Source organism: Pseudomonas sp. GW821-FHT04D07 (assembly GCF_059420225.1).
In genome coordinates, this window is record NZ_JBWKTH010000047.1 from 1 (window position 1) to 23,726 (window position 23,726).

The following is a 23,726-nucleotide window of genomic DNA, read 5'->3' on the forward strand; positions in this document are numbered from 1 at the left end:
GCGCTGTCGAGGCGGTCCATGTTGGCTTCGGTGGCGTGGCCGGCGTTGGCGCCCTTGACGGCAACCTCGCCTTCTTCTTTGTCGAATTCGTCCCAGCTCAGCATGACGTGTCGTCTCCTGCGTGAGGGCCTGATGCCCGTGTGAAAAACACTGATGGTTGGCTTGTCACACGACCAATGGCCGCTTTGGATCTAAAGGATATGTTGCTTGCAGCAGCGGTTCGTGCACGCAAAAACATGGAATAGGTACGGGATGACCCCGTGTCGTCGATGGGAGAGGGCGCCGGGCCTTCTCCTGTGGCCTGTAAGAACCTGAATCAACGAGGGTTTGCAGCTCGATTCGACGCTTTTTCAGGCGCGAATGGATACCGACAGTATAAGGTTTTTGTCTGGGTGTTTCAGCCAGTTTTTGCCGGAAATGATCAGGGTAGGTGTGGGGCGGTCGTGGCGGTGGGGAGGGGCAGGAGGAACACCTTTGCCGCAAGAAGCGCTTCCTGCGGCGGGTGGTTTTGCAAGGCTGGATCAGGCCGGGATTTTAACCGTGGGAACAACCGTTACCCATGACGCGATATTCCATGATATGCCGGGTGCCTTGCGAGTCTTCATAGACCATGCGCGCCGGGACAACTTCGCAAACATCCGGAACTTCACTCATGGAGATAACTTTGTGAATGTCCGGGTGAGAACTGTAAGTGTACTCTTCCACCGGAACGGTGTGGCTGGCAACGTCGGTTGGAATCTCATCAGCCATGGCGGTTGCACACAGGCTGCTGAGGGCCAGAACGACTAGAGCTTTCATCTCGATTTACCTTCTTCGGGTCGTAAGGGGTCACGTAGCCCTTATGAGGCTACGTGTGGATCGGTGTTGATTTGAATTCGAATTAACGGCCTTCGTGGGGGCTGTCGCTAAGTTAATTCGCTGCCTTAGTTGGCGGAATGAATGTTAAGAGTCTACAAAACATTCATATAGAGGGGGTTTTGATAAAGACTATTGACAAAACCTGTAACAATCGTCGAAAAACGTCTCCTGGACCTGTTCCGCGAGTTATTTTCAGGATCCCGGAAATCGCTACAGGCCGCGTGCTTGAGACCTTGCAGCGGTTGAGCCGAGATTTTGCAGGGCTTTGTTACTACCATCGTCGAATGGCTCCATCGCGCAGGCCCGGCTACAACAGGGTCATAAAACAACAACATATCCACCGAGGTAAGAAAGATGAGTGCGGCTTCCCTGTACCCCGTTCGTCCTGAGGTCCTGGCGACTACGCTGACCGACGAGGCGACCTACAAGGCGATGTACCAGCAGTCGGTCGTCAACCCTGACGGCTTCTGGCGCGAACAAGCCAAGCGCCTCGATTGGATCAAGCCGTTCACCACGGTGAAGCAGACCTCCTTCGACGATCACCATGTCGATATCAAGTGGTTTGCCGACGGCACCCTGAACGTTTCCTACAATTGCCTGGACCGCCACCTGGCCGAGCGTGGCGATCAGGTCGCGATCATCTGGGAGGGCGACGATCCCGCCGACTCCCGCAACATCACTTACCGCGAGCTGCACGAGCAGGTCTGCAAGTTCGCCAACGCTCTGCGTGGCCAGGATGTGCACCGTGGCGACGTGGTGACCATCTATATGCCGATGATCCCCGAAGCCGCGGTCGCCATGCTGGCCTGTGCCCGCATCGGTGCGATTCACTCGGTGGTGTTCGGTGGTTTCTCGCCGGAAGCCCTGGCCGGCCGCATCATAGACTGCCGCTCGAAAGTGGTGATCACCGCCGACGAAGGCGTTCGCGCCGGCAAGAAGATCCCGCTCAAGGCCAACGTCGACGACGCCCTGACCAACCCGGAAACCAGCAGCGTCCAGAAAGTCATCGTGTGCAAGCGCACCGGTGGCACGATCAAATGGAACCCGCATCGCGATATCTGGTTCGAGGACCTGATGAAGGTGGCCGGCAGCGTCTGCGCGCCGAAAGAGATGGGCGCCGAAGAAGCGCTGTTCATCCTCTACACCTCCGGTTCCACCGGCAAGCCCAAAGGCGTGCAGCACACCACCGGCGGCTACCTGCTGTATGCGGCGTTGACCCACGAGCGGGTGTTCGACTACCGCCCGGGCGAGGTCTACTGGTGCACCGCCGATGTTGGCTGGGTCACCGGCCATACCTATATTGTCTACGGCCCGCTGGCCAATGGCGCGACCACCCTGATGTTCGAAGGCGTACCAAACTATCCGGACATCACCCGGGTGGCGAAGGTCGTCGACAAACACAAGGTCAATATCCTCTACACCGCCCCGACCGCGATCCGCGCCATGATGGCTCAGGGCACGGCGGCCGTCGAAGGCGCCGATGGCAGCAGCCTGCGCCTGCTGGGCTCGGTGGGCGAGCCGATCAACCCGGAAGCCTGGGAGTGGTATTACAAGAATGTCGGTAAGTCGCGCTGCCCGATCGTCGATACCTGGTGGCAGACCGAGACCGGCGGCAACATGATGAGCCCGTTGCCAGGCGCCCATGCGCTCAAGCCGGGTTCGGCGACACGGCCGTTCTTTGGCGTGGTGCCGGCGTTGGTGGACAACCTGGGTAACATCATCGAGGGTGCCGCCGAAGGCAACCTGGTGATCCTCGATTCGTGGCCGGGCCAGGCGCGGACCCTGTACGGCGATCATGATCGTTTCGTCGATACCTACTTCAAGACTTTCCGTGGCATGTACTTCACCGGTGACGGCGCGCGTCGTGACGAGGACGGTTACTACTGGATCACCGGACGGGTGGACGACGTGCTGAACGTGTCCGGCCACCGCATGGGCACCGCCGAGATCGAGAGCGCCATGGTTGCCCACCCGAAAGTCGCCGAAGCGGCGGTGGTCGGTGTGCCCCACGATATCAAGGGGCAGGGCATCTATGTCTATGTCACCCTCAATGCAGGCGAAGAGCCTAGCGAAGCGCTGCGCCTGGAGTTGAAGAACTGGGTGCGCAAGGAAATCGGCCCGATTGCTTCTCCGGATGTCATCCAGTGGGCGCCGGGTTTGCCGAAGACTCGTTCGGGGAAAATCATGCGACGGATCCTGCGCAAGATTGCCACGGCGGAGTACGACGGCCTGGGGGATATCTCCACCTTGGCGGACCCGGGTGTGGTGCAGCATCTGATCGATACCCACAAGACCATGAGCGCCGCGTAACGCGCGTTCAAGGTTGACTGAGCCCCGTCCGGCATCGCGCCGGGCGGGGCTTTTGTGTGTAAGGGGGGAAGGTAGGAGGCAATGTCTGTGAATGAAGTGAGATAAATATCGGTTTTTGCTGTGAATTCCTTCGGCTGTTACCGCTTGTTCGGTAGGTAACCAAATGTGTCACCTGGCGCCCGGACACGGGGCAAAGGGAAACGCCGCTGCCCGTTTTCGGCCCGAATCCAGGGCCTTTAAAATCGCATCGAACGCCGTGCTTGCCGGAATAGAAGGCTTTGCCAATAATAGGCCCGCTATTTGCAGGATAGATCGGTTATCCCTTCTTTTTCTCTTGCATAAAAATCAAGAGTTGTCAATGTGTCCATCCGGCTTTCTCGGCGCTTCTGTAATTAGTTGTCGCATTGAGGAAATATCGGCTTCGGACCTGTCGTTAGAATGCCGATCACTCGCTTGTCGTGGCGTGCACTGAACGTGCTCGCCGCCGACCGTTACGCGAAGACTGCTTTCCCATCCGCATATTGGGCTGTTGCTCACTCTGCCGTTTTGCCCTTGACCGATGGAGTCTCAAGATGAAGAAGCTCGTGCTGCTTGGCGCCCTGGCACTGTCCGTGCTGTCGTTGCCGACATTCGCTGATGAAAAACCACTGAAAATTGGTATCGAAGCCGCCTACCCTCCGTTCGCCTCCAAGGCGCCGGATGGCAGCATCGTTGGTTTCGACTACGACATCGGCAACGCGCTGTGCGCGGAGATGAAGGTCAAGTGCGTCTGGGTCGAGCAAGAGTTCGACGGCCTGATCCCGGCCCTCAAGGTGCGTAAGATCGACGCCATCCTGTCGTCGATGTCGATCACCGACGATCGCAAGAAATCGGTCGATTTCACCAGCAAGTACTACAACACCCCGGCTCGCCTGGTGATGAAGGAAGGCACTGTTGTTGGCAACAACCTGTCCGAACTCAAGGGCAAGAAGATCGGTGTGCAGCGCGGTTCGATCCACAACCGTTTCGCTGAAGAAGTCCTCAAGCCGCTGGGTGCTGAAATCAAGCCCTACGGTTCGCAGAACGAGATCTACCTGGACGTGGCCGCCGGTCGCCTCGACGGCACCGTGGCTGACGCCACACTGCTGCAGGACGGTTTCCTGAAGACTGACTCCGGCAAGGGCTTCGCCTTCGTCGGTCCGCAATTCACCGACGAGAAGTACTTCGGTGACGGCATCGGCATCGCCGTGCGCAAAGGCGACAAGGCCGATCTGGACAAGATCAACGCCGCCATCGTCGCGATCCGTGGCAATGGCACGTACAAGCAGATCCAGGACAAGTACTTCGACTTCGATATCTACGGCAAGTAAACCGCCGCAGTGACAAGTCCGAAATGGCGCAAGCAGCAGGAGCTCTGAGGTTTGCGCCATTTTTTCATCCCTAATTCCGAGGATCTGAATCATGTTGAAAGGCTACGGGGCTGTCATCCTCGATGGCGTTTGGCTGACGCTTCAGCTCGCCTTGTCGTCCATGGCCCTGGCCATTGTCTTGGGCCTGATCGGGGTGGCCTTGCGCCTGTCGCCGGTGCGCTGGCTGGCCTGGCTCGGCGACCTGTATGCCACGGTGATCCGTGGGATTCCCGACCTGGTGCTGATCCTGCTGATCTTCTACGGTGGCCAGGACCTGCTCAATCGTGTCGCGCCGATGCTCGGTTATGACGACTACATCGACCTCAACCCCCTGGTCGCCGGTATTGGCACCCTGGGTTTTATTTTCGGCGCTTACCTGTCGGAAACCTTCCGTGGGGCTTTCATGGCGATCCCCAAGGGCCAGGCCGAAGCCGGCATGTCCTACGGCATGAGCAGCCTGCAAGTGTTTTTCCGGGTGTTGGTGCCGCAGATGATTCGCCTGGCGATTCCCGGTTTCACCAACAACTGGCTGGTCCTGACCAAGGCCACCGCGCTGATTTCCGTGGTCGGTCTGCAAGACATGATGTTCAAGGCCAAGCAGGCGGCGGATGCCACCCGTGAGCCTTTCACCTTCTTCCTCGCGGTGGCGGCGATGTACCTGGTGATCACCAGTGTCTCGTTGCTGGCATTGCGTCACCTTGAGAAGCGCTACTCGGTAGGCGTAAGGGCGGCTGATCTATGATCTTCGACTACAACGTCATCTGGGAAGCCATGCCGCTGTACCTCGGCGGTTTGCTGACCACCTTGAAATTGCTGGCCTTGTCCTTGTTGTTCGGTCTGCTGGCGGCGTTGCCGCTGGGGCTGATGCGGGTGTCCAAGCAGCCGCTGGTGAACATGGGGGCCTGGCTCTACACCTACGTGATCCGCGGCACGCCGATGCTGGTGCAGTTGTTCCTGATCTACTACGGCCTGGCCCAGTTCGAGGCGGTGCGCGAGAGTTTCCTCTGGCCCTGGCTGTCGAGCGCGACCTTCTGTGCCTGCCTGGCCTTTGCCATCAACACCAGCGCCTACACCGCCGAAATCATCGCTGGCAGCCTGCGAGCCACGCCCAATGGCGAGATCGAGGCGGCCAAGGCCATGGGTATGTCGCGCTACAAGCTGTACCGCCGCATCCTGCTGCCGTCGGCCCTGCGCCGGGCGCTGCCGCAGTACAGCAACGAAGTGATCATGATGTTGCAGACCACCAGTCTGGCGTCCATCGTCACTCTGATCGACATCACCGGTGCCGCGCGTACCGTCAACGCCCAGTATTACCTGCCGTTCGAAGCCTACATCACCGCCGGCGTATTCTACCTGTGCCTGACCTTTATCCTGGTGCGGCTGTTCAAGTTGGCTGAGCGCCGCTGGTTGGGTTACCTGGCGCCGAGGAAGCACTGACTATGCAACGTATCGATCATCCTTTGCCCTGGGGTAGCCTGGGCACGGAGCGCCAGGTGTCGGTGTTCCGTTTCGGTAGCGGCGAGCGCAAGGCCTATATCCAGGCCAGCCTGCATGCCGACGAGTTGCCGGGCATGCGCACGGCCTGGGAACTGAAAAAGCGCCTGGTCGAGCTGGAAGCCCGCGGTGCCCTCAAGGGCGTGATCGAGCTGGTCCCGGTGGCCAATCCGATTGGTCTGGGCCAGTTGCTGCAAGGTAATCATCAAGGACGTTTCGAGTACGGCAGCGGCAAGAACTTCAACCGCGATTTCGTCCAGTTGACCGAGCCGGTCAGCGCCCTGGTGAAAGATCACCTGGGTGATGACCCGCACGCCAACGTTCGGCTGATTCGCCAGGCCATGCTCGAAGTACTGGCCACATTGCCCGCGGCGACCAGCCAGTTGCAGGGCATGCAGCGGGTGCTATTGAGTCACGCCTGCGATGCCGACCTGGTGCTCGACCTGCATTGCGATAGCGAAGCCGCGTTGCACATGTACACCTTTCCCCAGCACTGGCCGCAGTGGCGTTCCCTGGCGGCACACCTCAACGTTCGCGTCGGGCTGTTGGCGGAAGAGTCGGGTGGCACCTCGTTCGACGAAGCCTGTTCGTTGCCGTGGCTGCGCCTGTCGCAGACGTTCCCGGACGCGCAGATTCCACTGGCGTGCATGGCCACCACGATTGAGCTGGGCGGCCAGGCCGATACCGCTCGCGAGCAAGCCGAGGCCCAGGCCGAAGGGATTCTGGCGTTCCTCGCGGAGCAGGGCCTGATCGACGGCGAATGGCCGGCCGCGCAACAGGAACCTTGCGAGGGCATGCCGTTCGAGGGCACCGAGTTGCTCTACGCGCCGCACCCGGGTGTGTTGAGTTTCCTGCGTCCGGTGGGCTGCTGGGTGGAAGCCGGTGAGCCACTGTTCGAAGTGATCGATCCGTTATCCGACCGGGTCAGCACCGTGTGTGCTGGCACGAGCGGTGTGTTGTACGCCGTGGAACGGCTGCGTTACGCCCAACCCTCGATCTGGCTGGCCAAGGTGGCGGGGCGCGTACCGCTTCGCCACGGACGCCTGCTCAGCGACTGACCTGACTGTTTTTGTGAGAACCGACCGCATGTACAAGCTTGAAGTCCAAGACCTGCATAAACGCTATGGCAGTCACGAAGTGCTCAAGGGTGTGTCCCTGGAAGCCGCCGCTGGCGATGTGATCAGCATCATCGGCTCCAGTGGCTCCGGCAAAAGTACTTTCCTGCGCTGCATCAACCTGCTGGAGCAGCCCTATGCCGGGCGCATCCTGCTGAACAATGAAGAGTTGAAACTGGTGGCCGGCAAGGACGGCGCGCTGAAGGCCGCCGACCCGAAACAGTTGCAGCGCATGCGCTCGCGGCTGTCGATGGTGTTCCAGCATTTCAACCTGTGGTCGCATATGACCGCTTTGGAAAACATTATCGAGGCGCCGATTCACGTCCTCGGCATGTCGAAGAAAGAGGCGCTGGAAAAGGCCGAGTACTACCTGGCGAAAGTCGGTGTGGCGCATCGCAAGGACGCCTATCCGGGCCATATGTCCGGCGGCGAGCAGCAGCGCGTGGCGATTGCCCGGGCGCTGGCGGTGGAGCCGGAAGTGATGCTGTTCGACGAGCCGACCTCGGCGCTCGACCCGGAACTGGTCGGCGATGTGCTGAAGGTGATGCAGGCCCTGGCCCAGGAAGGCCGGACCATGGTGGTGGTGACCCATGAGATGGGCTTTGCCCGTGAAGTCTCCAACCAGTTGGTGTTTTTGCATCAAGGTGTGGTTGAAGAACGCGGCAATCCGCGCGAGGTGTTGCTCAACCCGCAGTCCGAGCGTCTGCAGCAATTCCTCTCGGGCAGCTTGAAATAGTCGTTGCTTTTTATGCTGCCGTTGTGCACCCAAATAGGTCATGCTGCGCGCCGAGCGCGGCGTGGTCTACTTTGAGTTGGCTGCCCTCGGCTTTTCACTCTGTTCTGTTTTCGGATTGCCTGCCATGACTGCCCATCGAATTGGTTTCCTGATTTGGCCCAGCACCCAAGCCTTGACGCTGGCGCTGGCCGAGGAGGCCTTGCGTGTCGCTCAGCGGGTGCATCCGGAAGTCGTCTACGAATTGTCCTTTCTGCAGGCCGAAGCGCCCGCCGAGGCCTTGTCTGGTGGTGGCTGGCAACTGCCGGGCGAGCCTTGGGCCGGTAAGCTGGAAGGCTTCCAGAAACTTTTCCTGCTGGCCGACGAGCCGCCCACCAGCCTGGCGCCGGCCCTGAGCAGTGCGCTCAAGCAACTGGTGCGTGCCGGCTGCGTGGTGGCCGGTTTGTCCGCCGGGGTCTATCCGCTGGCCCAGCTCGGCTTGCTCGATGGTTATCGCGCGGCGGTGCACTGGCGCTGGCAGGATGATTTCGCCGAACGTTTCCCCAAGGTGATCGCCACCAGTCATCTGTTCGACTGGGACCGCGATCGCCTGACCGCCTGTGGCGGTCTGTCGGTGTTGGATTTGTTGCTGGCGGTCCTGGCCCGTGATCACGGTGCTGAATTGGCTGGCGCGGTTTCCGAGGAGCTGGTGGTCGAGCGCATCCGCGAAGGTGGCGAGCGTCAACGCATTCCGTTGCAGAACCGTTTGGGCTCCAGCCATCCGAAGCTGACCCAGGCCGTGCTGCTGATGGAAGCCAATATCGAGGAGCCGCTGACCACCGACGAGATCGCCCAGCATGTCTGTGTGTCGCGGCGTCAGTTGGAGCGGATCTTCAAGCAATACCTCAACCGCGTGCCGAGCCAGTACTACCTGGAGCTGCGCCTGAACAAGGCCCGGCAGATGCTGATGCAGACCAGCAAGTCGATCATTCAGATCGGTCTGTCCTGCGGTTTCTCCTCGGGGCCGCATTTCTCCAGCGCCTACCGCAACTTCTTTGGCGCCACGCCGCGCGAAGATCGCAACCAGCGGCGCAGCAGCAGTCCGTTCGAGTTGTCGTCGGTGCCTTCGGAGCGCGGCTGAGGGTCATTCCTCGCGAGCCGGGGGCGGCGGTGTGGGGGAGGCCAGTGGCGGAACACTGCTGCCAGTGTCGCTCTCGCTCTCTTCGCTACTGTTCAAATCGTCACCGATCAGGATTCTGACTTCCTGTACCCCGCCGTTCAGTTCTCTGTAGCTGCGGACTCTTTGGATACTGGCCTCCGTCAACGGGTTGTTCCTGAAGTCATAGGTCACGGGTTGCGAGGTCGGTACCTCGAAAAGACTTTCCGGTATGTCGCTGATCTGGTTGTCGCGCACGTCGGCAATCTCCAGCGCACGCAGCCTGAACAGCCCTGCGGGTGTCTGCTCGATACGGCTGTCGCTCAGGTCGAGCATTCGCAGATCCGTCATCCTTGTCACGTCCGGTGTCAGCCGCGTTGTCTCGACTGGGGACGGGGCCGCTTGCAGCGGATTGCCGGACAGGTCGAGCACGCGCAAGCCGGTCATGTCCGAGAGTTGCCGGTGCGAGGCCTCGCTCAGTTGGATCAGACCGTAGGGTAATTCCAGGTTTCGCAGGTGCGGCATGTCGAAAATCGCCACGGGGAAGTCCCGGTCGATAAAGCTGGAGGCATACAACATGCGTAGATGGGGGAAGCTGTGGAGAAATGCATCGAGTCCTTGGCTGGTACCGTAACCATGGATCTCCAGGCGGGCGATATGGCTGAAGTCCGCTGAAAGCGCGGGCAGCCTGCCAGTGATTCGCTGGGTGAAGGTGAAGCTGTAAAAACCTGTGCCGTCAGCCAGTCGTTCTTCGCTCAGGCGCTGCCAGCTACGTTGCAGCTGTTGCGCAAAATCCTGTCGGTTCAGGCTTTCCACCGCCAGTTCCACGGCGCTGAGCGGCTCCTGCGTTTCCGGGTGGAGCGCGGGAATATCGCCGCTCCAGGCCTGTAGATCGGCGCCCAACTGGTGGTATTGGGCTTCCAGGCGGCTCAACTGGCTCAAGGATTCCTCAAGGAGGCGCGGCTGGGCGCGGATGAAACTCTCCAGTTGTTCGTCGTTCAGGCCCGGGTAAAGCGCCTGGATCCGGGTGCGCTCGGCCTGGGACTGGACGCCGAGTGAGTGGCCTGTTCTGCGGTAATAGTCCCGGGCGCGCTGCAGGCTGATCTCGGACAGCGGGTTGCCGCTCAGATCCAGGCCGGAGCCAAGGTTGCCGGACAGCTCGTTGATGCTCTGCGGCAGCTCGCTGATGGCGTTCTCGGTGAGCAGGGCGGCCTCCAGTCGTGGCAGCTCGAACAGGCCCATGGGGATCGCGCTGATTCCGGTGCGGCTCAGGTCGACTACCTCCAGCGCGTGCAATGGCCTGAGGTCGGGGGCCAGGCCGAGCGGGTTGCCACTCAGGTCGAGGATCTCCAGGTTTTGCATCGCCGAGAGTGCCTGCACGGTCTCGGGTCTCAGGTGCACATTGCAGTCGACCAGGCTCAGTTCGGTCAGTTGTCCCCGGGATATCGACTCGGGCAGGGTGTCGAGTTGGAAGCCGCGTATGGAGAGCAGGCGCAGATTGGGGAAACGTTCGATAAACCGGGCCAGTTCCAGGGCCGGGGTGTTGGCCACCAGGTTCAGGTAGCGGACATGGTTGAAGTTGACGGATAGTTCGGGCAGCTCGCCCAGCAGGCCATTGGCACTGAGGGTATAGCCGTGCTCCTCGGGATTGTTGGAGTAGAACAGGTCGGGCTCACGGCGCCAGCAACGGCGAATGGCTTCGGCGAACTGGGTGCGGGTGCGTTGTTGGTTGATACGCTGCATCAGGCTCAAGCGCTCTCCGGTGACCGGGTGGGTGGCAGCGGTGACGAACGACCAGAGATCCAGCGCCTGGGTCAGTTGTTCGTACTCTTGTTCCAGGCGTCGCAGTTCATCGAAAACCCGCATGCTGTCCAGGCTGCCGATAAATTGCCGGATCTGTTCATCGGAAAGGCTCGGGAACAGCCGTGCTACCCGATCTTCAAGGGCCCAGCGACTGCCCGCCCGCGGCGCTCCACGACCACTGAGCGGATAACCGGGGCGCCTTTTGGCCAAGGCCATGGGCGAGTGGTCACTGGGAATGGCCGGTGGCATGTCCAGCCACTCGCGGAGGGTGTCGGGCTCGGGCAGCCGGCGGTTCTGCACGGCTTGTTGCAATTGCCCGCCTTGGTTGGGGTTGGGATAACCCAGTTGGTTGCGCTGGGGGTCAGGCAGGGCATGCAGCAGCGCGGCATAGAGATTGTCGGAGTCGTGCAGTTCCCGGTCTTGGGCGTCGCGGGTCTGGTACAGGCCGTTCTCCTTGATCAGTACTTTGCAGATCGGCGCATCGCTGGCGCCGATGCTGTCGAGCAAAGGCCCGGCTGACGATTGCGCGCGCACCTCGATGCGCACTTGCGCGGACCAGCCCGGCAGGCGTTGTACGCTGCGCAGAATGAGTTTTTCGCTGTCGGCATTGCCGCTGGATTTCAGGTACAGCCCTTCGCGGGCGCGGGCCAGACGCACCTGTTGGCGATACAGGGCGGCTTCGTCGACGATGCTCGGCGCGATTTCGGCGGACTCGCGCAAGGCTTGCAACTGCGCGCCGCTGGCATATTCGGCGAGTTCTTCGAGCACGGCCACGGGCAGGTCGGGAAACGCTGTTTGCAGCACGACGACCGAGGGCTCGCGTGATTGCGTGCGAAACCGGTATTGCGATTCGAACAGGGCTTTTTGCCGGTGTTGGGTGTGGCGGGCGAGCCGCTTGCGAAAGTTCAGCAGCCGCGTTTCCGGTCTTTCGGCGGGGGTCGCGAAACTCTGGTTTTCCCCCAGCAGTGTGCGGATATCGCTTTCCTCCAGGTCGGGCGAGTTCAGCACGCTCTTGAGCAGGTCGCCGTTGTGCAATGGGTCGAGCGAGATGACCACCCGCTGTCCCTGGTCCTTGCCAGGGCGCACGGTCTCCATGACCACCCGTCCCTGGTCGTCCACTACTCGCAAGGTCTTGGCTTGCGAGTGCCAGAAGTCCAGCAGGATCTGTTGCTGCATGCTCTCGTCAGGCGCGGCCTCGCCGCGGGCCAGCTGTTCGATAAAACCTTGGATATCGCGGTCGAGGCGAAAGCGCAGCAGGCTGTCCTTGAGCAGGGCGGGGGGCCACTGGCTGTCGAAATGCACCCGGCGCAGCATTGCTTCGTCGCTGTCACTGACGGCCATGATCCGCGCGGCGTCGACATCGGAAAAGGCTTCGCCAGCGAAACCCAGGCGGTGCAGCAACTGCGGGCCTTGCCACTGCAAGGGGCGCTCCAGTTCGTGAAACCAGGCGCCGGCACCGTTATGCCAGAAGGCGGGTGAATATTGGTTGGGGCGGCGTGGGTGTTTGATCCGGCCGCGCTGGCCTCGGGGGCTGAGCTCGGCCTCATAGAACCGGTCGCCTTGCCTGAGGTACTGGCGGTCGTTGGCTTCGTAGAAGCCGCGGGCGTTCGGTTGTGCGGTTTCGGGCAGTGTCAGTGATTGCTCGTAAGGCGTCAGGTCGGGTTTCCACAGACTGCTTTTGCCCGTGGGCAGGCGCACCTGTTGCAGTTCCTTGATCAGTCCGGCCCCGGCGAAGCGGTGGGCGACCAGGCTGATACCGCCTATCAGCGCGAGGTTCAGGGTGACGCCGATCAAGCCCTTGAGGCCTTGCTCGCGTTCGTCGTGACGCCAGTCCTCGATGCCATTGTAGATCTCGCCGAGCATCTGTGCGCCGGCCACCGCCAGCATTGCTTCGCCCAGGCCTGGGACGAACAGGGCGGCGACATTCAGCAGGTTCAGGCCGATATTGCTCAACGATTGCAGGTGCTCCCGATGACTACGGCGATCGATATCGGCCACCGGCACGGCGTTGAAATTACCATCGCCCATCAGTTTGACCAGATGCTGGGAATACAGCTCGCGTAGTGGGTGATCGATCAGGGGGAAGCGTTTGAGTTGCAGATTGGCGGCTTTGCCGGAGGTGGCGAGATGGCGCTCAAGGGCACTGAAAAAAGCCGCTTGGGTGCGCTGGTTGATATAGCGCGCGAAGAACGCCCGGTAGTTGCTGCTGCCCAGGCGGCGCGCCAAATCCTCCTCGAACGCGTTGAAGCTGGTGTATTGCTTGATGGCCTGCTCCGGATCACCGCTCAGGTAGACGATGCAAGGGCGGTTTCGCGCGGCCAGGGTGTCTTGATGCTCAATCAGCAAGGCGCCTTTGAGCGTGACGCCGATCGAACTGCTGAGTGGCGTTCTGAAGTTGAACATTTGCAGTTCGTGGCAGCTCACCCGCTTGCCATCCCAGTAGGGCAGTCGACCCTTTTGGCTCGCGGCCATCAGCAGCTCGTGGGTTGAGAGGCTGATATGGCCTTTCATCAGGGCAATATGGGTCTGGGTCAGGAGTTCGTAGCTTTCGCTGAGTTCAAACTGATCGCGAAAGCGGTTGTCCGCTTCGCCGGACGATTTTTTCGGCTGCAGCACCTCTTCCATGTGACGGTTGTACTGGCCACCGATATCCAGTTCCCGGCACAGCTTGACGAAGGTTCGGAGGGTGAAGGCTTGGATCGGCAGGTTCCGTCGGCCATCCACCCTGCGGTACAGGCTGGACTCGTTATAAAACGCCAGGTTTTCATGCCGGGGGTCGACGAAGTTCTTCAGGGCGGCCTCAAACAGACTCATATCGACGACGGAGACCTTGCGTGGCGTCGAGAGCGTGGCGGCGGTGATCAATCGAATGCTGGTCAGTCGGTCGCGCTGCAGATCCAGTTGGTATCCGAAGCGGGTTTTCAGGGCGTTGCACAGGATCGGCGCGGCAAAGGCCTCGAGACCTTGCAAGGCTTGCAACTGCTCGGCCAGCCTGGCCTTGTGGGTGTGGGTCAACAGCAGGCTGTCGCCATGGGCCTGGCGCAGGGTCTGGGAGGCATCGGTCAGCCAGTCCGGCAGTTTGCTTTTGATCAGTTCGAAATTATCGGGGTCATGCGCGGGCATGATTTCGGCGGGCGTCGGCATGGCGCGGTTTCTCCTGCGGCGGGTAAAGCAGCGAGGCTATCCAGCGCCCGGGGACCGCCACGCCTAAATAGATACCAAAACCACAACCAGCGTTTAAACTGCGCCTTTGCGACGCAATTTGTCGCATTGCCGACAACCTCGGTAAAAGCCGGTTTGGCGCTATAAGAAGTTGTCGCTTGGCGGCAAGGCCTGACCGAAAACTGTCCTTACAATCCCCCCATCGCTCGCCAGTTCCAGGCAGGCGTTCCTCTTCAGGAGACTCCGATGTCCGTTGAGCAAGCTCCGGTGCAACGCGCCGATTTCGACCAGGTCATGGTTCCCAACTACGCACCTGCGACTTTTATTCCTGTGCGCGGCGCGGGTTCCCGAGTATGGGACCAGGCGGGCCGGGAGCTGATCGATTTCGCCGGCGGTATCGCGGTTAACGTATTGGGCCACGCGCACCCGGCGCTGGTTGGCGCGCTGACCGAGCAGGCGAACAACCTGTGGCACGTATCCAACGTGTTCACCAACGAGCCGGCCCTGCGCCTGGCCAAGAAGCTGGTGGACGCGACCTTCGCCGAGCGGGTGTTCTTCTGCAACTCCGGCGCCGAAGCCAACGAGGCCGCCTTCAAGCTGGCCCGTCGCGTGGCGTTCGACCGCTTCGGTTCGGAGAAGTACGAAATCATCGCCGCGCTGAACAGCTTCCACGGTCGCACCCTGTTCACCGTGAACGTCGGTGGCCAGTCGAAGTACTCCGATGGCTTCGGTCCGAAAATCACCGGTATCACCCATGTGCCGTTCAATGACCTCGACGCGCTGAAAGCCGCGATCTCGGACAAGACCTGCGCCGTGGTCCTGGAACCGATCCAGGGCGAGGGCGGCGTACTGCCGGCCGAACTGTCCTACCTGCAAGGCGCCCGCGAGCTGTGCAACCAGCACGACGCGCTGCTGGTGTTCGATGAAGTGCAGACCGGCATGGGCCGCAGCGGCTCGCTGTTTGCCTACATGCAATACGGCGTGACCCCGGACATCCTCACCAGCGCCAAGAGCCTGGGTGGCGGATTCCCGATTGCCGCGATGCTCACCACTGAAGCGCTGGCCAAGCACCTGGTGGTCGGCACCCACGGCACCACCTACGGTGGTAACCCGCTGGCGTGTGCGGTCGGCAACGCGGTGATCGATGTGATCAACACCCCGCAGGTGTTGAACGGTGTGAAAACCAAGCACGACCAGTTCAAGACCCGCTTGGAGCAGATCGGCGCCAAATACGGCCTGTTCAGCCAGGTGCGTGGCATGGGCCTGTTGCTCGGTTGCGTGCTGGCCGATGCCTGGAAGGGCAAGGCCAAGGACGTGTTCAACGCCGCGGAAAAAGAAAACCTGATGATCCTGCAAGCTGGCCCGGACGTGATTCGTTTCGCCCCGAGCCTGGTGGTTGAAGACGCGGACATCAACGAAGGCCTGGATCGTTTCGAGCGCGCCGTGGCCAAGCTGACGCAAGCCTGATGGACCGCCCGGCGGTGGCCCAGGATGGCCACCGTCGGGCCTATATTTCCTGTACCTGTAGGAGCGAGCTTGCTCTGGGCGGCGTTCCGACGATGATCGTCAACGATAACGCGGGGTATCCGATACCCCGCGGTGCCTGGGCCACCATCGCGAGCACGCTCGCTCCTACCCGGGTATTTTTTTTCTGTCGGTACACACCGACCTGTTCTGGATTGAAGGAGTGACACCATGCTGGTGATGCGCCCCGCGCAAATGGCTGACCTGGACGAGGTACGGCGCCTGGCCGCGGACAGCCCGATCGGTGTCACTTCCTTGCCGGATGACGAAGGCCGCCTGCGCGACAAGATCGCAGCAAGTGAGGCCTCGTTCGCCGCCGAAGTCAGCTTCAATGGCGAAGAAAGCTATTTCTTCGTGCTCGAAGACAGCGCCACCGGCAAGCTGGCGGGCTGCTCGGCCATCGTTGCCTCGGCCGGCTACTCGGAGCCGTTCTACAGCTTCCGTAACGAGACTTTCGTGCATGCCTCCCGCGAGCTGAAGATCCACAACAAGATCCATGTGCTTTCGCAGTGCCATGACCTGACCGGCAACAGCCTGCTGACCAGCTTCTACGTGGTCCCGGAGCTGGTCGGTTCGGCCTGGTCGGAGCTCAATTCCCGCGGGCGTCTGCTGTTCGTCGCCAGTCATCCGGAGCGCTTCGCCGATTCGGTGGTGACCGAGATCGTCGGCTACAGCGACGAACACGGCGACTCGCCGTTCTGGGATGCCATCGGTCGCAACTTCTTCGACCTGAACTACGCGGCGGCCGAGCGCCTGTGCGGCCTGAAAAGCCGGACCTTCCTCGCCGAACTGATGCCGCATTACCCGATCTACGTGCCGCTGCTGCCGGACGCCGCCCAAGAGGCGATGGGCCAAGTGCACCCGCGGGCGCAGATCACCTTCGATATCCTGATGCGCGAAGGCTTCGAAACCGATCACTACATCGACATCTTCGATGGCGGTCCGACCCTGCATGCGCGGGTCAGCGGGATTCGCTCCATCGCCCAGAGCCGGGTGGTACCGGTGAAGCTCGGTGACACCTACAAGGGCGGCGGACGCCAGTACCTGGTGTCCAACGCATTGCTGCAGGATTATCGCGCGGTGTTGCTGGAGCTCGATTATGCGCCGGGCAAACCGGTCACCCTGGACCTACAAGCCGCCGAAGCCCTGGGCGTCGGCGAAGGTGCCAGCGTGCGCCTGGTAGCGGTTTAAGGCCGGTATCGAAAGCAGCCTTACAGCGAGTTTCGCGGGCGGCCGTCAGCCGGTGCCCGTTTGAGGAGATAGCATGATCGTTCGTCCCGTACGCAGCAGCGATTTACCCGCTCTGATCGACCTGGCCCGCAGCACGGGCACCGGCCTGACCACCTTGCCGGCCAATGAAGAGCGCCTGGCCCATCGGGTCGCTTGGGCGGAAAAAACCTTCACTGGTGAAGCCGGTCGTGGCGATGCGGACTATCTGTTCGTGCTCGAAGACGACAATGGCCGCGTGGTCGGTATCAGCGCCATTGCCGGCGCGGTGGGCCTTCGTGAGCCCTGGTACAACTTCCGGGTCGGCCTGACGGTCAGCGCTTCCCAGGAACTGAAGATCTACCGCGAAATTCCGACGCTGTTCCTGGCCAACGACCTGACCGGTAACTCGGAGCTGTGCTCGCTGTTCCTGCATGCCGACTATCGCAGTGGCCTCAACGGCCGCATGCTGGCCAAGGCGCGGATGCTGTTTATCGCTGAATTCCCCGAGTTGTTCGGCAACAAGATCATCGCCGAGATGCGTGGCATGTCCGATGCGGCCGGGCGCTCGCCGTTCTGGGAAAGCCTGGGCCGGCACTTCTTCAAGATGGAATTCAGCCAGGCCGATTACCTGACCGGTGTCGGTAACAAGGCTTTTATCGCCGAGTTGATGCCCAAGTTCCCGCTGTACACCTGCTTCCTCTCCGAAGAGGCGCGCGCGGTGATCGGCAAGGTGCACACCGACACCGAGCCGGCGCTGGCGATGCTCAAGAGCGAAGGTTTCAGTTACCAGGGTTATGTCGACATCTTCGACGCCGGTCCAGCGGTGGAGTGCGAAACCAGCAAGATCCGCGCGGTGCGCGACAGCCAGGCGCTGGTGTTGGCCGTCGGCACCCCGGGTGACGATGCCACGCCGTACCTGATCCACAACCGCAAGCGCGAGGACTGCCGTATCACCGCGGCTCCGGCACGCCTGGCGGCGGGCACCCTGGTGGTCGATCCGCTGACCGCCAAACGTCTTCAACTGAGCGCGGGCGATCAGGTCCGCGCGGTACCGTTGTCTGCTTCCCGGGAGTCGAAATAATGAGCACGCTTTACATCGCTGGTGCCTGGCAGGAAGGCCGGGGCGAAGCCTTCGAATCGTTGAACCCGGTGACCCAGCGCGTACTGTGGTCCGGCAAGGGGGCCAGTGCCGCCCAGGTCGACGCCGCCGTGCAGGCCGCGCGCCAGGCGTTTCCGGCCTGGGCCAAGCGTTCCCTCGACGAGCGTATTGTCGTACTCGAAAGTTTTGCCGCGCAGCTGAAAAGCCGTGCCGACGAGTTGGCCCGTTGCATCGGTGAAGAAACCGGCAAACCCCTGTGGGAAGCGGCGACCGAAGTGACCAGCATGGTCAACAAGATCGCCATCTCGGTGCAGAGCTACCGTGAGCGTACCGGCGAGAAGAGCGGCCCGCTGGGCGACGCCACCGCGGTGTTGCGCCACAAGCCCCACGGTGTGGTGGCGGTGTTCGGTCCTTACAACTTCCCTGGCCACTTGCCCAATGGACATATCGTGCCGGCGTTGCTGGCCGGTAACAGCGTGCTGTTCAAACCGAGCGAACTGACCCCGAAGGTCGCTGAACTGACCGTGCGTTGCTGGATCGAGGCCGGTCTGCCGGCGGGCGTATTGAACCTGTTGCAGGGCGCGCGGGAAACCGGGATTGCCCTGGCGGCGAATGCGGGCATCGACGGTCTGTTCTTCACTGGTTCGAGCCGCACCGGCAACCATCTGCATCAGCAATTCGCCGGGCGTCCGGACAAGATCCTGGCTCTGGAAATGGGCGGCAACAACCCGCTGGTAGTCGATCAGGTCCAGGACTTGGACGCGGCGGTGTACACCATTATTCAGTCGGCCTTTATCTCCGCCGGGCAGCGTTGCACCTGTGCCCGCCGCCTGCTGGTGCCTGAAGGGGCCTGGGGCGATACGCTGCTGGAGCGCCTGGTGGCGGTCAGCGCGACCATTGAAGTCGGTGCGTTCGACCAGCAGCCGGCACCGTTCATGGGCTCGGTGGTGTCCCTCGGTGCCGCGCGTGCCTTGATGGATGCCCAGGCGCAATTGCTGGGCCATGGCGCCCTGGCATTGCTGGAAATGACTCAGCCGCAGGCCACGGCGGCGTTGCTGACCCCGGGTATTCTCGATGTAACGGCGGTGGCTGATCGCCCTGATGAAGAGTTGTTCGGCCCCTTGCTGCAAGTGATTCGCTACGCTGATTTCGACGCGGCGATTGCCGAGGCCAACAATACGCAGTACGGCCTGGCCGCAGGCCTGCTGTCGGATTCCGAGGCGCGTTACCAGCAGTTCTGGCTGGAAAGCCGGGCCGGGATCGTCAACTGGAACAAACAACTGACGGGTGCTGCCAGCAGTGCGCCGTTCGGTGGGGTCGGGGGCTCGGGCAACCATCGCGCCAGCGCCTATTACGCGGCGGATTATTGCGCGTACCCGGTGGCATCGCTGGAAACGCCGAGCTTGACGGTGCCGGCGACACTGACACCGGGTGTTCGGCTTTCCTGATTCGTCGGGCCTGCGGGCCCTATCGCTGGCAAGCCAGCTCCTGTAGGAGCCAGCTTGCTGGCGATGACCGCAAAGTGGTCGCCATACGCAGATGATTTGTGCTTATAAAAACAGATTCATGGAGCCTCGCCGATGAAATCCTTTGAAGTCAATTTTGACGGTCTTGTAGGCCCGACCCATAACTACGGCGGCCTGTCCTACGGCAACGTCGCTTCCCAGAGCAACAGCCAGCAGGCTTCCAACCCCAAGGAAGCGGCGCTGCAAGGCCTGGCGAAAATGAAAGCGCTGATGGACATGGGCTTTGTCCAGGGCGTACTGGCCCCGCAGGAGCGTCCGGATGTAGCGGCCCTGCGCAGTCTCGGTTTCACCGGCAGCGATGCACAGGTGATTGAACAGGCCGCGAAGCAGGCGATGCCGTTGCTGGTCGCCAGTTGCTCGGCGTCGAGCATGTGGGTGGCCAACGCCGGCACCGTCAGCCCGAGTGCCGACACCGCCGACGGCCGCGTGCATTTCACCGCCGCCAACCTCAACTGCAAATACCACCGCAGCATCGAGCACCCGACCACCAGCCGTGTGCTGGCGGCGATGTTCGCCGACGCCAAGCATTTCGCCCATCACGCGGCGCTACCTGCCGTGGCCCAGTTCGGCGACGAAGGTGCGGCCAACCACACGCGTTTCTGCCGAGAGTACGGCGAAGCCGGCGTCGAGTTCTTCGTCTTCGGTCGCAGCGCCTTCGATACTCGCTACCCGGCGCCGCAGAAATACCCGGCGCGTCAGACCCTCGAAGCCTCGCAGGCGGTCGCCCGTCTGCATGGCCTGAGCGACGACGGCGTGGTCTATGCTCAACAGAACCCGGCCGTGATCGACCAGGGTGTGTTCCACAACGACGTGATCGCGGTGGGTAACGGCGAGGTGTTGTTCTACCACGAGGACGCCTTCCTCGACACCGAGCAGATGCTCGCCGAGTTGCAGGGCAAGCTGGCCAAGCGCGGTGGCAACTTCCAGGCGATCTGCGTGCCGCGCTCGAAAGTGGCGGTGGAAGACGCGGTGCGTTCCTACCTGTTCAACAGCCAGCTGTTGAACCGGGCCGACGGTGGCATGCTGCTGATCGTGCCGGAAGAGTGCCGTGGCAACCCACGGGTCTGGGCCTACTTGCAGGAACTGACCAGCGCCGCCGGCCCGGTCCGCGAGGTCAAGGTCTTCGACCTCAAGCAGAGCATGCAGAACGGCGGTGGCCCGGCCTGCCTGCGCTTGCGCGTGGCCTTGAAGGAAAACGAACTGGCGGCGGTCAACCCGGGGGTTATCATGACGGCGCCGTTGTATGGCACGCTGACCCAGTGGGTCGACAAGCACTACCGCGACAGCCTGCGTGAAAGCGACCTGGCCGACCCGCGGTTGCTGCTTGAATGTCGCACGGCATTGGATGAACTGACGCAAATCCTTAAACTGGGCTCGGTTTACCCATTCCAGATCAATTGAAGGCCGCCGCTCTGTCTTGGAGCGCGGCGTTTTACTTCCAGACGAGAGCCTAAAACATGAGCGATACCCTGCAGCTGATCCTTGAAGATACCGACGGCACTCAACTGGAAACCTCCTGCACCCGCGTCGCGGTGATCTGGCAGGGCAAGGAATTGTGGATCCAGCACGACGGTCGCGGCCAACTGCTGATCGGTGTCGATGTCGAGGAAGGCGACGCCGAATACGCCAACCTGCTGTTGCGCCCGCTGGCGACCAACCTGGTCAGCCTGCAACTGGAGATGGAGCCGGCCGAGATCGGCGAGGACGATCATGTCCACGGCCCCGACTGCGATCACCATCACTGATTAAGGAATACCGCGCCATGCTCGCCCTCGGCAAACTGCTTGAACTGACCCTCGCCGGTCGTGAACCGGCGGAGAAGACTCAACTGACGGTCGACGGTGTGCGCATGCGCTGGCTGAGCGAGGGCGCGCTTGAAGTGCGGCCTCCCGAGGTCCGGGACAATGGGCTGGACCTGCTGTTGTCCGCTGGTATCCACGGTAACGAAACAGCGCCGATCGAGTTGCTCGATCGGCTGTTGCACGACATTGCCCGGGGCGATCTCAAGCCCCGCGCACGTATTCTGTTCCTGTTCGGCAATCCCGAGGCGATCCGCCGCGGCGAGCGTTTTGTCGAGCAGGACGTCAACCGGCTGTTCAACGGCCGGCATGAGCAGAGCAGTGGCAGTGAAGCCCTGCGCGCTTGCGAGCTGGAGCGCCTGGCGGCGAGTTTCTTCAGCCTGGCGGATCGCGAGCGCCTGCACTATGACCTGCACACGGCCATTCGCGGTTCGAAGATCGAACAGTTCGCCCTGTATCCCTTCCAGGAAGGCCGGGCGCATTCCCGTCGCGAGCTGGCCCGCCTGCGCGCCGCCGGGATGACGGCGGTGCTGTTGCAGAACAAGCCGTCCATCGTCTTCAGCAGCTACACCTACGACAAGCTGGGCGCCGAGGCCTTTACCCTGGAACTGGGCAAGGCGCGTCCGTTCGGGCAGAACGAGGGCGTCGATGTGACACGCCTGGAATTGCGCCTCAAGCAGATCATCGAGGGGCGCGAGCCGGCCACTGATGAAACGCTTGAAGGTTTGCAACTGTTCAGCGTGGCCCGGGAAATCATCAAGCACAGCGACAGCTTCCTGATGCACTTGCCGGTGGATATCGAGAACTTCTCGGAACTGCCCCAGGGCTATCTGCTGGCCGAGGACCTGGCGAACAGCCGCTGGGTCGTGGAAGAGCAGGGCGCGCGGATCATTTTCCCCAACCCGAAGGTGAAAAATGGCCTACGGGCGGGGATTCTGGTGGTGCCATCCTGCGACGAGCACCTGGTTTAGGCCCGGCGATCAGTCTCCCCGGTATTGCTTGCGTGGTGGGATACCGAACTCCCGGCGTAGGCCGTTTTCGCTGAAAGCCTCGGGATTGCTGTTCAGGGGCGGTGTCGCGGGGTTCCCGTCGAAATCGAATGGCGGTGCGTTGGCGCTTAAGCCGACAGCCTGGAGTTCGGGGTTGGGAACCGGGCGCCGAGGGTTGTTCCCGTCCGGACCGTCGGGGCCATAGCCTAGAAAAACCGTTCCGGTCACGTAGTTATAGGCGTGGCACAGCTCGTGGTAGAGATGAACGATGCTGGTGACTTCGCCCTTGAGGAACGACGGATCGTAGTACACCGTGCAACCCTTGACCGGAATGCCCGCCTGGCCGTTTTCGATAAAGGGGTGTTCGTCCTCAAACGGGTTATCGGGTTGCGAGCGGTTCGGGAAGCACATGCCGTTCTCCTCCTCGGTCAACTCCTTGACCAGCACCGGGACGCCGCTTTTTTTCCTGGCCTCGCCCAGGGCTCCGAGCAATTGCCGGCCGTTGCCGGAACCCAGCAGCAGTCTGAGGTCGTCCTTGACCCGCTCCTGGAACTCCAACGTGCCCTCAACGACCACACCGCAACTGTCCAGCTCCTTGGCGGCGATGACGGTGCCGGGCGCTGTATCGATGTTTGACGGAACGGGCCCGGTGGCGGCATACGCATTGAACAGCTGGGTATTGGGCCCGAGGTGTTCGACGAAGTCCACGCCGGTCCCGGTGTAGACCGTATTGCGGCCAGGGCCGGGGCTGATCTGGTCGTTGCCGTCGGCCCCGCTGAGCACGTTGTGGCCTCTGCCGCCTAGCAGCACATCGTCGCCCTGGCCGCCATCCAGGAAACAGGCACCTTCGCCGCCGATCAGGACGTCGTGGCCCTTGCCGCCATAGGCGGTCATGGCGCCGCCGCCCTGACCGCTGACGATATCGTCGCCTTCCCCCGCTTCGATATAGCTGGCGCCGGAGCGTGTGATCACCTGGTCGTTGCCGGGGCCGGCGCTGACTTTTGTGAAGCCGCCGCCGCAGAGTACTCGGTCGTCGCCGGTACCCGAGTCGATGAACACCGTGGTCTGCACCTGGTCGTCGACCCGGATGTTGTCATCGCCGCCCTGTGTGCGCAGCACAATGACTTGCCCGGTTGAGGCCATCTTCAGGTGATAGCGCCGGTTATTGATATCGAGGACCGGATGATCGGTCAGATACAGGTGTATCTGGTCGGAGCGGTCCCGGGTGGTGAACACCAGATGGTCGGTGGGGCCGCGATAGCCGGGGGATATCTCGAGCTTGTTGCGCTCCACCATGACCGTGTCGTCCACGTGCAGCGTATGGCTGTGCATGATCCGCTGGTCGTCCGGGTATTGGCTCAGGGCGGTGGTGAGTGGCTGGGGGTTTTCGTGGTTGCCGTCGATCCAGTGTTCATTAGCGGGCGGGACGGGCATGTCCGGGCCAAGTCTGGAAAAGTCGTTCATAGGGCGGTGTCTCCGCAAGCGGTGGGTTTCGAGAGCCCTGAAAGGGCTGAATGTCGAGTCCACTTAAACGCATTGGCGCCGCTGGGAGAGGGTAGATAGTTATGTGCGGGGCAATGAC

General features: G+C 61.8%; 17 protein-coding genes. 14 read left to right on the plus strand and 3 right to left on the minus strand.

Annotated features, from left to right (window positions below; genetic code table 11):
* Positions 1–534 precede the first annotated feature (534 nt).
* On the minus strand, positions 535–798 hold the full coding sequence (locus tag AC07T0_RS30760; RefSeq protein ID WP_495004720.1) for a DUF2790 domain-containing protein: 264 nt from the start codon (positions 796–798) through the stop codon (positions 535–537).
* 414 nt (positions 799–1,212) lie between these two features.
* On the opposite strand from AC07T0_RS30760, the gene acs reads away from it, so the two are divergent.
* From acs to argR, 7 genes are all read left to right on the plus strand, one after another.
* A complete protein-coding gene (gene acs, locus AC07T0_RS30765) occupies positions 1,213–3,168 on the plus strand; it encodes an acetate--CoA ligase (RefSeq protein ID WP_495004721.1) in 1,956 nt (651 codons plus the stop codon).
* A gap of 572 nt (positions 3,169–3,740) precedes the next feature.
* Entirely contained in the window at positions 3,741–4,517 is a 777-nt protein-coding gene (locus tag AC07T0_RS30770) for an ABC transporter substrate-binding protein (RefSeq protein WP_495004722.1), read from the plus strand.
* Between the two features lie 91 nt (positions 4,518–4,608).
* Positions 4,609–5,298, plus strand: coding sequence for an ABC transporter permease (locus AC07T0_RS30775; RefSeq protein WP_495004723.1), 690 nt, complete (start codon positions 4,609–4,611; stop codon positions 5,296–5,298).
* Positions 5,295–5,993, plus strand: a complete 699-nt coding sequence (locus AC07T0_RS30780) for an ABC transporter permease (protein WP_495004724.1) — start codon at positions 5,295–5,297, stop codon at positions 5,991–5,993. Before AC07T0_RS30775 ends, AC07T0_RS30780 begins: the two co-directional genes overlap by 4 nt.
* 2 nt (positions 5,994–5,995) lie before the next feature.
* Entirely contained in the window at positions 5,996–7,108 is a 1,113-nt protein-coding gene (locus tag AC07T0_RS30785; RefSeq protein ID WP_495004725.1) for a succinylglutamate desuccinylase/aspartoacylase family protein, read from the plus strand.
* Positions 7,109–7,136: 28 nt separating this feature from the next.
* Positions 7,137–7,901: an ABC transporter ATP-binding protein gene (locus tag AC07T0_RS30790; protein ID WP_495004726.1), complete on the plus strand. Its 765-nt coding sequence runs from the start codon at positions 7,137–7,139 to the stop codon at positions 7,899–7,901.
* A 124-nt stretch (positions 7,902–8,025) separates the two neighbouring features.
* Positions 8,026–9,018: a transcriptional regulator ArgR gene (argR, locus tag AC07T0_RS30795; RefSeq protein ID WP_495004727.1), complete on the plus strand. Its 993-nt coding sequence runs from the start codon at positions 8,026–8,028 to the stop codon at positions 9,016–9,018.
* A 3-nt stretch (positions 9,019–9,021) separates the two neighbouring features.
* Here argR and AC07T0_RS30800 read toward each other — a convergent pair whose 3' ends face one another.
* Complete coding sequence (locus tag AC07T0_RS30800) at positions 9,022–13,980, minus strand: dermonecrotic toxin domain-containing protein (protein WP_495004728.1); 4,959 nt, start codon at positions 13,978–13,980, stop codon at positions 9,022–9,024.
* A gap of 264 nt (positions 13,981–14,244) precedes the next feature.
* Here AC07T0_RS30800 and AC07T0_RS30805 point away from each other — a divergent pair, with 264 nt between their 5' ends.
* The 7 genes from AC07T0_RS30805 to astE all read left to right on the plus strand — a co-directional run bounded on the left by AC07T0_RS30805 (position 14,245) and on the right by astE (position 22,126).
* Positions 14,245–15,465, plus strand: a complete 1,221-nt coding sequence (locus tag AC07T0_RS30805) for an aspartate aminotransferase family protein (RefSeq protein WP_495004729.1) — start codon at positions 14,245–14,247, stop codon at positions 15,463–15,465.
* Between the two features lie 228 nt (positions 15,466–15,693).
* Positions 15,694–16,713, plus strand: a complete 1,020-nt coding sequence (aruF, locus tag AC07T0_RS30810; RefSeq protein WP_495004730.1) for an arginine/ornithine succinyltransferase subunit alpha — start codon at positions 15,694–15,696, stop codon at positions 16,711–16,713.
* Between the two features lie 73 nt (positions 16,714–16,786).
* A complete protein-coding gene (gene astA, locus AC07T0_RS30815) occupies positions 16,787–17,812 on the plus strand; it encodes an arginine N-succinyltransferase (RefSeq protein ID WP_495004731.1) in 1,026 nt (341 codons plus the stop codon).
* A complete protein-coding gene (gene astD, locus AC07T0_RS30820; protein ID WP_495004739.1) occupies positions 17,809–19,278 on the plus strand; it encodes a succinylglutamate-semialdehyde dehydrogenase in 1,470 nt (489 codons plus the stop codon). Before astA ends, astD begins: the two co-directional genes overlap by 4 nt.
* A 132-nt stretch (positions 19,279–19,410) precedes the next feature.
* Entirely contained in the window at positions 19,411–20,757 is a 1,347-nt protein-coding gene (gene astB, locus AC07T0_RS30825; RefSeq protein WP_495004732.1) for an N-succinylarginine dihydrolase, read from the plus strand.
* Between the two features lie 56 nt (positions 20,758–20,813).
* Positions 20,814–21,101, plus strand: coding sequence for a topoisomerase II (locus AC07T0_RS30830; protein ID WP_103496542.1), 288 nt, complete (start codon positions 20,814–20,816; stop codon positions 21,099–21,101).
* A gap of 17 nt (positions 21,102–21,118) precedes the next feature.
* Entirely contained in the window at positions 21,119–22,126 is a 1,008-nt protein-coding gene (gene astE, locus AC07T0_RS30835; RefSeq protein ID WP_495004733.1) for a succinylglutamate desuccinylase, read from the plus strand.
* 9 nt (positions 22,127–22,135) lie between these two features.
* Here the strand turns inward: astE and AC07T0_RS30840 are convergent, their stop codons facing one another.
* Positions 22,136–23,608, minus strand: a complete 1,473-nt coding sequence (locus tag AC07T0_RS30840) for a M91 family zinc metallopeptidase (RefSeq protein WP_495004734.1) — start codon at positions 23,606–23,608, stop codon at positions 22,136–22,138.
* Positions 23,609–23,726 lie beyond the last annotated feature (118 nt).

What these genes read in the sequence shown, in the direction of transcription:
- AC07T0_RS30760 (WP_495004720.1), bottom strand. Translation starts at nt 798, where the DNA reads ATGAAAGCTCTAGTCGTTCTGGCCCTCAGCAGCCTGTGTGCAACCGCC.
- acs (WP_495004721.1), top strand. Translation starts at nt 1,213, where the DNA reads ATGAGTGCGGCTTCCCTGTACCCCGTTCGTCCTGAGGTCCTGGCGACT.
- AC07T0_RS30770 (WP_495004722.1), top strand. Translation starts at nt 3,741, where the DNA reads ATGAAGAAGCTCGTGCTGCTTGGCGCCCTGGCACTGTCCGTGCTGTCG.
- AC07T0_RS30775 (WP_495004723.1), top strand. Translation starts at nt 4,609, where the DNA reads ATGTTGAAAGGCTACGGGGCTGTCATCCTCGATGGCGTTTGGCTGACG.
- AC07T0_RS30780 (WP_495004724.1), top strand. Translation starts at nt 5,295, where the DNA reads ATGATCTTCGACTACAACGTCATCTGGGAAGCCATGCCGCTGTACCTC.
- AC07T0_RS30785 (WP_495004725.1), top strand. Translation starts at nt 5,996, where the DNA reads ATGCAACGTATCGATCATCCTTTGCCCTGGGGTAGCCTGGGCACGGAG.
- AC07T0_RS30790 (WP_495004726.1), top strand. Translation starts at nt 7,137, where the DNA reads ATGTACAAGCTTGAAGTCCAAGACCTGCATAAACGCTATGGCAGTCAC.
- argR (WP_495004727.1), top strand. Translation starts at nt 8,026, where the DNA reads ATGACTGCCCATCGAATTGGTTTCCTGATTTGGCCCAGCACCCAAGCC.
- AC07T0_RS30800 (WP_495004728.1), bottom strand. Translation starts at nt 13,980, where the DNA reads ATGCCGACGCCCGCCGAAATCATGCCCGCGCATGACCCCGATAATTTC.
- AC07T0_RS30805 (WP_495004729.1), top strand. Translation starts at nt 14,245, where the DNA reads ATGTCCGTTGAGCAAGCTCCGGTGCAACGCGCCGATTTCGACCAGGTC.
- aruF (WP_495004730.1), top strand. Translation starts at nt 15,694, where the DNA reads ATGCTGGTGATGCGCCCCGCGCAAATGGCTGACCTGGACGAGGTACGG.
- astA (WP_495004731.1), top strand. Translation starts at nt 16,787, where the DNA reads ATGATCGTTCGTCCCGTACGCAGCAGCGATTTACCCGCTCTGATCGAC.
- astB (WP_495004732.1), top strand. Translation starts at nt 19,411, where the DNA reads ATGAAATCCTTTGAAGTCAATTTTGACGGTCTTGTAGGCCCGACCCAT.
- AC07T0_RS30830 (WP_103496542.1), top strand. Translation starts at nt 20,814, where the DNA reads ATGAGCGATACCCTGCAGCTGATCCTTGAAGATACCGACGGCACTCAA.
- astE (WP_495004733.1), top strand. Translation starts at nt 21,119, where the DNA reads ATGCTCGCCCTCGGCAAACTGCTTGAACTGACCCTCGCCGGTCGTGAA.
- AC07T0_RS30840 (WP_495004734.1), bottom strand. Translation starts at nt 23,608, where the DNA reads ATGAACGACTTTTCCAGACTTGGCCCGGACATGCCCGTCCCGCCCGCT.